This is a genomic window from Sphingopyxis sp. RIFCSPHIGHO2_12_FULL_65_19 (genome assembly GCF_001830555.1).
Taxonomy (GTDB): Bacteria; Pseudomonadota; Alphaproteobacteria; order Sphingomonadales; family Sphingomonadaceae; genus Sphingopyxis.
On record NZ_MIAM01000023.1, the window covers coordinates 135,456 to 144,848 of the forward strand.

The window sequence follows — 9,393 nt, forward strand, 5'->3', positions numbered from 1 at the left end:
GCACCAAAAAAGGAGAGGGTATGACGTCATCATCGGCCTTGCCGACCCGCGCCGCGCTGCTGGCATCCGCCGCGCTGTTCGCCGCCTTGCCGGCGCAGGCGCAGGATGCGCCCGCTTTGCCCGCAAACGATCCGGCCGCGACGGCGATCGATGGTGACGAAATCCTGGTGACCGGCACCCGTGCGACGCAGCGCAGCTCGATCGCGTTCAAGCGCGACGCCGACGTCGTCGTCGATGGCCTGGTCAGCGACGAGATTGGCGCAACCCCGGACAATTCGGTCGGCGACACGCTCGAACGCATCGTCGGCGTCTCGGCCGACCGCTTCAAGGGCAACGCCAACGAACTTTCGGTGCGCGGCCTGGGCCCGACCCTCAGCTTTTCGAACTTCAACGGTCGCGAGGTGTCGACCGCCGGTCCCGATCGGTCGGTAGCCTTCCAGCAATTTCCGTCTGAACTGGTCAACGGCGTCCTCGTCTACAAGACGCAGCGGGCCGATTTCCTCGAAGGCGGGGTCGGCGGGGTGATCGAGCTCCGGTCGATGAAGCCGCTCGATTATGGCAAGCGCCGCATCCAGTTCGAGGTGCGCGGCGATTTCCAGCCGCAGGACAATGACGTTTATCAGCACGACGGGCTCGGCTATCGCGCCAATTTTTCCTACACCGACCAATTCTCGACCGGACTGGGCGATATCGGCGTTTCGATCGGTTACCAGCGGCAGGACACGACCGCGCCGGAGGATTATTACAACGGCAATTCGACCTTCCAGCTTTGCAATACGTCGGCGAACAACCCGTCGATGGTGACGGGATCGGCGGCGACGCTCGTCGCGGCGGGTGCAGGTGCCAACTGCACCTTTGCCACCGGCCCGCGTTCGGTCCCGCCCAGCACGGGCGCGACCCCCGTTCTGGTCGGCGAAACGCGCGGTGACACCTATTTCGCCAATTCGTCGCGCAGCTTTCGGTCCCAATATACGTCCGAAGTGCGCGACGGCCTGATCGGCGCGATCCAATGGCGTCCGTCGCCCGATTTTGAAATCTCGTTCGACGGTCAATATTCCAAACGCGCCAGTCTCGAAGACCGCAACGTGCTGGGCATCACCGAAGGTTTGCGGGGCGTCCAGCCGCTGATCATCGGCGACGGCAGCAACGGCTATTCGCCCGGCGCGCTCATCAGCTATCGCGGCAACTCGAACCTGGAAAACCAGCTTGAAACGCGCCAGCGCAACGAGGAGTATCTGGGCGGCGGGGTCAGCCTGATCTGGTCGCCCGATCGCTGGAATGTCGCATTCGACGCCTCTTATTCCAACAGCCATCGCACCGAAACGCAAAAGCAGACACGGATGCGGTCGAACCGCCGCGTCGCCTATACGCTGAGCTATGAAGACGACAATGTCGTGCCGGTCGTCGAATTCGACAATTTCGACATCACCGACCCCAATCTGTTCCTGACCACCGCGGCCAACTCGGTCTATGCGCGCCGCCGTTTCGCGACCGACCGCCAGGACCGGATCTGGGCCGCACGGCTCGACCTTGAACGCGAGTTCGACGGCTTCGTCACCTCGGTGAAGTTCGGCGGCAGGCTCTCGGACCATCACCGCACCAACGACAATGCGCGCAACAACGACCTGAACACGCTGGTCGCGGTCGGCGGCCGCACCCCGGCGCAACTGATCGCGCAGGCAAACCAGCAATGCCGCGTGCCCTTTACCACCACCAGCTACATGAAGGGGATGGGCACCAACGTCACCCAATGGGCCAGCTTCGACAATGATTGCCTGTTCCGCACCTTCACCGGCAGCGACGATGCCTTGCCGACCCCGGCGGACGGCCGCGACCCCAGCGACATCGACGTCACCGAACGCATCTATGCCGTCTATGCGATGGCAAATTTCGAATCGGATGCGGGCAGCGTGCCGTTCAGCGGCAATGTCGGGCTGCGCTGGGTCCAGACCGACATCAGCTCGACCGGCTTCCGCCGTCCCTATCGGATCGTCATCGACACGGTCGGCGACAGCTATTCGATCGGCGTCGATCCCGCGGGTCAGTTGCAGACGAACCGCGCCAAGGGCAGCTACAATTATTTCCTGCCCAGCGCGAACATCGCCTTCGACCTGTCGCAAGAGGTCAAACTGCGTCTTGCCGCCTATCGCGCGATCGCGCGGTCGGGGATCGAAAGTTTCGGCGCCGGCATCAACCTCAACCCGACGACTTCGGCGTCGGGCGTCGACAATATCATCTTCAACGCGACGACGGGCAACCCGAACCTCAAGCCGCTGCGCGCGTGGAACCTCGACGCCAGCCTCGAACTTTACGCCTCGCGCGACACGCTGATTTCAGTCGCAGGCTATTATAAATGGGCGAAAGGCACGGTGATCGGGGCCAGAGAGCCGATCCCGACCGACATCACCGTCACGACGATCCGCGACGGCGGCGCGCCGATGACCGAAACCTTTACGATCAACCCCGTGGCGCCGTCGAACGACACCGAAACGCGGCACCTTTACGGCATAGAGGCGACCGCCAGCCATGCCTTCACCTGGCTGCCCGACCCGCTCGACGGCTTTGGCATCCAGGGATCGGTCAACCGCGCCTTTGCCAATTTTGAATATCCCGACACCTCGCCGATCCGCGATTATGTCGATCCGGCGAACCTGATCGGCCTGTCGAAATGGACCGCGAGCGGATCGGTGTGGTTCGAGAAATGGGGCCTCTCGCTGCGCGCCAACCTCCGCTACCGATCGGGCTATTACAAGCCGAACGGCGGCACCAACCGCGAGATCCGCGGCGGAACCTATCTCAACCTTTCGGCGCAATATAATCTGACCGACAATGTCCAGCTGAAGCTGCAAGCGCTCAACGTCACGGGCACACAGGACATCATGTACAAGGGCGGATACGACAGCATTGCGGAAGTGTCGCGCAGCGGCACGCAATATTTCTTCGGTTTCCGGGTCCGCCTGTGAAGCCCACGACTTTAGCCCGACTCCCTTGGGCTATCCTGGCCGCCGCCGCGTATATACCATCCGCGGCGGCGGCTTTTTCGGCATCGCCAGCGGCGCCATCATGCGATGCCAGCGCGGGCTATTCGGCGTCGTTCGGCGGACGCCGCACCTTCACGCTGCGCCCCGGCGACCTCGAAGCGATCAAGGCGGCCCGGGCGAGCGATCCGGCAATCGACACCGCCTATCGCGCGTTGATCGCCCGCGCCGACAAGGCGCTGGCGGCAAAGCCCGCCTCGGTCGCCGACAAGCGCAGCCTTCCTGTCTCGGGCGACCGCCACGATTATGTCAGCCTTGCGCGATACTGGTGGCCGAACCCCGCCGACCCGACGGGCGCCTATGTCCGCCGCGATGGCAAGACCAATCCGGATATCGACAGCGATCGCTTCGACCGTGCCGCGATCGGCCGCATGGCGCGCGACACCGACACGCTTGCGCTCGCTTTCTATTACAGCGGCGACCGCCGATATGCCGAGGGCGCCGTGCGCGCGATCCGCACCTGGTTCCTCGACCCCGCGACGCGCATGAACCCGAACATGAATTTCGCGCAGGCGGTGCCCGGCGTGTCGAACGGCCGTCCCGAAGGCGTTCTGGATGGCGCAGGCTTTATCGCGGTCATCGACGCCATCGGCCTGATCGCACCGTCAGGCACGCTGACCCCGGCCGAGACCCGCGCGCTTGAAGGCTGGTTCGCCGATTATGTCGACTGGATGGTCGCCAGTCCCAACGGCAAGGCAGAGGGCAGGGCGTCGAACAACCATGGCCTCTGGTACGACGCACAGCTCGCGCGCTTCGCGCTGTTTGCGCGGCGTCCCGATATCGCGCAGCGGATCTTCACCGCCTTTCCCAAGGCGCGGATCGCACGGCAAATTTCCGCCTCCGGCGCCTTGCCTGCCGAACTCAGCCGTACGCGCAGCTTCCATTATTCGCTCTATGCGCTCGACGCGGCCTATACGCTTGCCGACAGCGCCGCCTGCCTTGGCATCGACCTTTATGGTGCCCAGGAAAAAGGGCGCTCGCTCCGCAAGGCGACCGACTATGTCGCGGCGTATCGCGGCCGCGCGGCCGACTGGCCGCACAAGGAGCAGGAATGGCCGACCGATATGCTCGACCGGCTGCTCGTGCGCGCGGACGCCGCCTGGGGCCCTGGCGCTTATCCGCGCACGATCGACGGCGATCTGTTGCTGCGCTATCATGGCCGCTGAAGGAAGAGGGATGCTCGCGCGCCGCTCCCTGCTGATCGCCGCCTTGCTGGCCACGCCCGCCGCTTGGGCGAAACCGCCGACAGTAGCTGACATTCGCGCGGTCGAGCGGCGCCGCCTTCTGCCGCAAGCCAGCATCCTCCTTGCCGCCGCGCCGCGCACCATCGCCACCATTCCCGCCCCGCGCAGCCCAGCGGGCCGCCACGACTATTATTCGGAAGGCGATTATTGGTGGCCCGACCCCGCGAACCCCGGCGGCCCCTATATCCGGCGTGACGGCCGGTCGAACCCCGACAAGTTCGACGGTCACCGCGACGCCCTGATCGCGTTCGGTCGCACCGTCCCCGCGCTCGCGGCGTTGTGGGAGCTCACCGGCGAAGCACGCTTTGCCGAAGCCGCGATGCGCCACCTCGCCGCCTGGTTCGTCGATCCGGCGACGCGGATGAACCCGAACCTCAACCATGCGCAGGCGATCATCGGGGTGAACGGCGGCCGCGCGATCGGCGTGATCGACACGTTGCAGATCGTCGAGGTCGCCCGGGCGGCGACCCTGTTCGCGCGAAACGACGCGCCGGGCTATGCCGCGATCCGCGCGGGCGTCGAGGATTGGTTCGGCAAATATCTGGATTGGCTGACCACCTCGCCCTTCGGCATCGAAGAGCGCGACGAGAAGAATAATCACGGCACCTGCTGGCTGTTGCAGGCCGCGTCCTTTGCGGCGCTGGTCGGCCGAAAGGATGTGCTGGCGGCTGCACGCACCCGATTGCGAAATATCATCATTCCCGCGCAGATCGAGCCCGACGGCCGCCAGCCGCGCGAACTTGCGCGCACCAAGCCCTATGCCTATTCGCTCTTCAACCTCGATGTGCTCGCTGCCTCGGCATGGTTGCTCGGCGGCCCTGGCCTTATCGAATGGAAGACCGCCGACGGCCGCTCGATCGGGGGGGCGGTCGCGTGGATGACGCCCTACATCGCCGACAAGGCGAAATGGCCGTTGCCGCCCGACGTCGAATATTGGGACGGCTTCCCGGTGCGCCAGCCGAGCCTGCTCTTCGGCGGCATCGCAAAGCAGCGCCGCGACTGGCTGGACATCTGGCAGCGGCTCGATCCCGACCCCGTGATCGGTGAGGTCGTCCGCAACTATCCGGTGCGCCAACCCCTGCTCTGGCTTTAGGCTAGTTGCGCCCGCCGAGCAGCCCGCGCGCAATCACCTGTGCCTGGATTTCGGCCGCGCCTTCAAAGATATTGAGGATGCGCGCGTCGCACAGCACCCGGCTGATCTCATATTCGAGCGCATAGCCGTTGCCGCCGTGGATCTGGAGGCCGGCGTCGGCGTTCGACCATGCCGCGCGCGCGGCGAGCAGTTTCGCCATGCCCGCCTCGATGTCGCAGCGCTTGCCGCTGTCCTTCGCGCGCGCCGCCGCATAGCTGAGCTCGCGCGCGGTAACGAAATCGACCAGGCTCATCGCCAGCTTGTCGGCGACGCGCGGAAAATGGACGATCGGTTGTCCGAACTGCTTGCGGGCCAGCGCATAGCCAAGCCCAAGCTCGAGCGCACGCCGCGCCACACCGACCGCGCGCGCCGCGGTCTGAATGCGCGCACCCTCGAACGTGCGCATCAACTGCTTGAACCCCTGCCCCTCGACCCCGCCGAGCAGCGCGTCGGCCGGTGCCGCCATGCCGTCGAATTGCAGCGCATATTCGCGCATCCCGCGATAGCCGAGCACCTCGATCTCGCTGCCGCTCATCCCTTCGGCAGGGAAGGCGTCGGTCGCGGTCTCGCGCGGCTTGGGAACGAGCAGCATCGACAGGCCGGCATAGCCCTTGGCGTCGGGCAAGGTGCGCGCAAGCAGGGTCATCAGGTCGGACCGCGCGGCATGGGTGATCCAGGTTTTGGCACCATCGATCACCCATTCGCCGTTGCCGTCCCGCCGCGCGCGCGTCTGAAGCGCGCCAAGGTCCGAACCGACATCAGGCTCGGTGAACACCGCGGTCGGCAAGACCTCTCCGCTCGCAATCTTCGGCAGCCACCGGGCCTTCTGTTCGGGGGTGCCGCCCATCGCGATCAGCTCGCCGGCAATCTCCGACCGCGTGCCGAGCGACCCCGCACCGATCCATCCGCGCGACAATTCCTCGGTGACGATGCACATTACCAGCTTCGACAGGCCCAGCCCGCCATGCTGTTCGGGGATACACACGCCAAAGGTGCCGAGTTCGGCCATCGCCTGCACCGTCGCATCGGGGATCAGCGCGTTTGCCAGATGCCAGCCGTGCGCGTGCGGGATGATTGCTGCATCGGTGAAGCGGCGATACTGGTCGCGGATCGCGTCGAGATCGGCATCGTATAGCGTCTCGCTCGGCCAATGACCCGCGGCGAGCGCGGCCGCGACATCGGCGCGCAGTGCCGCCTGGTCGGCATCGAGCAGGTCGGCGCAGCTATCGGCCAATCGCCGCGCCGCGGCGCCGAGCCCCAGGTCGGACGGACGGAAAATCTCGTTTTGCCCCATCGGCAGTCCGCCGACGAGCTGGCCGATCCCTTCCGCAAAGGCGAGCGTTGCGATCGCGCGATCGAGCGGGTTGGCGCCCTTGCCCGCTTCGGACCAGTGCCATGTGGCTTCGAGCGCCGCGACGGTTGTCGCGACCCAGGAAAAGCCGTGCGCCGCACGCTGTTCGTGGTCGATCGGCGCCCGCGTCAATCGCTCGGCGAGCGCCGCCTGCGCTGCGTCGCGATAGGCTTGTCCGGCGGTCAGGGCGTGGCGCAGATCAACCATGGTCAGGCGCCGCGTTCGGTGATGGCGGCGCGGCGAGTGGGCACGGTGTCGGTCTCCACAGCTTTCATCCGACGCCGACGATACCGGCATCGATCAGGCGGGCAATCTCGCCGCTCGAAAGCGACAGGCGTTCGGCCAGCACCTCCTCGCTATGTGCGCCATGGTGCGGCGCCGGGGCTGGCGGACGGCGTTCCTGCTGCGGCAATGTCGCAAAGGCGCCGGCCGCAGGATAGGCAAAGCCGCTGGGGTTGGCGGCGGTTCCAAAGATCGGATTGTCGGCGACCAGCACGGGGTCGTGCACCGCGTCGAGCATCGTGCGATAGGGCGAATGGACGATGCCGCCAGCGTCGAAGGCCGCGGCAAGGTCGGCGTGGTTGCGGCCCGCAATCGCCTTTTCAAACACGGGATAGAGCGCGTCGCGATGGGTAAAGCGGAGCCCGTCGTCGGTCGCAAAGGACACGCCGCGCGCCGCCTCGATCGCGGCGATCGCCTCATCCAGGTCGAGCGCCGCGACCAGGTTCGCCCATTGGCGCGGCGTGACGACGACGATCATCGTCCGCTGGCCGTCGCGCGTGACGAAATCGCGCCCGAAAAGCCCGTAGACCGCATTGCCGAGCCGCGGACGGTTGGCGCCCGAATACAGCATCTCGGCAATCCCGCCGAGATTGGCGACGGTGCCGATCGCGACGTCGGATAGCGGCAGCCGCACCTCGCCGCCCGCGCCCGTCGTGCTGCGCCGCTGGATCGCGGCGAGCAGCGCAAAGGCGGCGTAGGCCCCGGTCAACAAGTCCCATGCGGGCAGGACATGATTGACCGGATCGAGGCCGGCGCCGGTGAGCATCGGATAGCCGACGCTGTTGTTGACGGTATAGTCGAGCGCGGGCGAACCATCGGCCCACCCCATCACGCGCACCGTGATCAGGTCGGGTCGCCCGTCGGCGAGCGTCGTGTGCGACAGGAAACCGCCGACCGGGAAATTGGTGACGAACTGCCCCGTCGCGCGCACCAGCGCCTGGAGCAGCTCGCGCCCTTCGCCCCGGCCCAGGTCGAGCGCGACCGATTTTTTGGCGCGGTTGAGGTTTTCCCAATAGAGCGAATCATGGCCCTCGGTCACCGGCCAGCGGCGAAAGTCAGGGCCACCGCCGATCTGGTCGACGCGGATCACCTCGGCCCCCATTTGCGCGCAATAGAGTCCGGCGGTGGGCGAGGCGACAAAGGACGACGCCTCGATCACCGACAGTCCGGCCAGCAGGTCGTACATCCGGCCCCTGTCTCCCGCAAATTCCGGCGCCAGTGGCCGTTCCCTTCGGCGCGATCGCTTCTCGACCCCGCCATCGGAGCGGGGTGTAACGGCCCGCACTCGTCGGCGCAAGGCTTCCTGTTTCCGTGATAAGTTGCTGTTATATATTCAATAAGTTCCGATCAAAAAGCGACGGCCTACGGCTTTGGTGTCGAACGCCCCGGGTGACGCCACGCCGCTGCGTGCGATTCAGGCTGATGGCCGCCCCACAATCATGCTATGCTGCCGCCAAGCCTGCGTAACAGCCATGGGGTTGATTATGACGGACGATTGGCGAGTGGATGACCTGGCGCTGTGTATCAGCCGACACGCGCGATACCCGCCCGGCGTGCGCCCGGGCGCCGTTTTCACGGTGCGGGCGGTGCTGTCGGACATGCCCGACCTTGCGGGCGGAATAGCGGGAACCGCACTGAATTTCCGCGATGTCCCCGAACTGGGACCGCGTGCCGCCTATTGCGCGCGCCGTTTTCGCAAGATCACCCCAGTTGCCCCGGACGATTTCGACGCCGAGGTGATCGACCTGCTCGCGGGCGCGAAGGATCGCTGCCGCTGATCGCCTTTTTGGGCGAATCTCGGCTTATGATCGATTGTATCGATAAGTGTGCCCGGAAAATTGGGGTTGAGTGTGCGCGTCCGTCCTTATAGCTGGCCGCTGCAAATCATTTTGCAGTGCAGCAAATAAAAGGAAACACTCTCCCATGGGTATCATCGGAAGCTCGATCAAGCCGTTCAACGCCACCTCGTACCACCAGGGCAAGTTCGTCCCCGTGACCGACGCCGACACCAAGGGCAAGTGGGCGGTATTCTTCTTCTATCCGGCCGACTTCACCTTTGTCTGCCCGACCGAACTCGAAGATCTGGCCGACCAGTATGAAACGCTTCAGGGCCTGGGCGTCGAAGTCTATTCGGTGTCGACCGACACGCACTTCAGCCACAAGGCGTGGCACGACAGCTCGCCGGCGATCGGCAAGATCAACTATCACATGCTGGGCGACCAGAATCACGTCCTCGCCAACAATTTTGGCGTGCTGCGTGAAGATTCGGGCCTTGCCGACCGCGCGACCTTCGTCGTCGATCCCGACGGCGTGATCCAGGTGATGGAAATCACCAGCGAAGGCGTC

At 65.4% G+C, this 9,393-nt stretch carries 7 protein-coding genes; 5 read left to right on the forward strand and 2 right to left on the reverse strand.

Annotation, left to right across the window (positions count from 1 at the left end; genetic code table 11):
• Positions 1 to 20 precede the first annotated feature (20 nt).
• The 3 genes from A3E77_RS07420 to A3E77_RS07430 are packed head-to-tail and all read left to right on the forward strand — an operon-like array spanning position 21 to position 5,375.
• Positions 21 to 2,963: a TonB-dependent receptor gene (locus A3E77_RS07420; RefSeq protein ID WP_293644600.1), complete on the forward strand. Its 2,943-nt coding sequence runs from the start codon at positions 21 to 23 to the stop codon at positions 2,961 to 2,963.
• On the forward strand, positions 2,960 to 4,204 hold the full coding sequence (locus A3E77_RS07425) for an alginate lyase family protein (RefSeq protein ID WP_293644602.1): 1,245 nt from the start codon (positions 2,960 to 2,962) through the stop codon (positions 4,202 to 4,204). The genes A3E77_RS07420 and A3E77_RS07425 overlap by 4 nt, the downstream gene beginning before the upstream one ends.
• A 10-nt stretch (positions 4,205 to 4,214) precedes the next feature.
• Positions 4,215 to 5,375 (forward strand): alginate lyase family protein, encoded by a 1,161-nt coding sequence (locus A3E77_RS07430; RefSeq protein ID WP_293644604.1) that lies wholly within the window; start codon positions 4,215 to 4,217, stop codon positions 5,373 to 5,375.
• A 1-nt stretch (position 5,376) separates the two neighbouring features.
• On the opposite strand, the gene A3E77_RS07435 is transcribed toward A3E77_RS07430, so the two are convergent.
• Together A3E77_RS07435 and A3E77_RS07440 are read right to left on the reverse strand one after the other, a co-directional pair.
• On the reverse strand, positions 5,377 to 6,972 hold the full coding sequence (locus tag A3E77_RS07435) for an acyl-CoA dehydrogenase family protein (RefSeq protein WP_293644606.1): 1,596 nt from the start codon (positions 6,970 to 6,972) through the stop codon (positions 5,377 to 5,379).
• A 64-nt stretch (positions 6,973 to 7,036) separates the two neighbouring features.
• The gene (locus A3E77_RS07440; RefSeq protein WP_293644608.1) at positions 7,037 to 8,233 is read right to left on the reverse strand and encodes a CoA transferase; all 1,197 of its coding nucleotides are present in this window, start codon (positions 8,231 to 8,233) and stop codon (positions 7,037 to 7,039) included.
• Between the two features lie 298 nt (positions 8,234 to 8,531).
• Here A3E77_RS07440 and A3E77_RS07445 point away from each other — a divergent pair, with 298 nt between their 5' ends.
• A complete protein-coding gene (locus A3E77_RS07445) occupies positions 8,532 to 8,825 on the forward strand; it encodes a hypothetical protein (protein ID WP_293644610.1) in 294 nt (97 codons plus the stop codon).
• 145 nt (positions 8,826 to 8,970) lie between these two features.
• Positions 8,971 to 9,393, forward strand: a 423-nt coding sequence (locus A3E77_RS07450; protein WP_293644612.1) for a redoxin domain-containing protein, incomplete at its 3' end; no start/stop codon positions are given.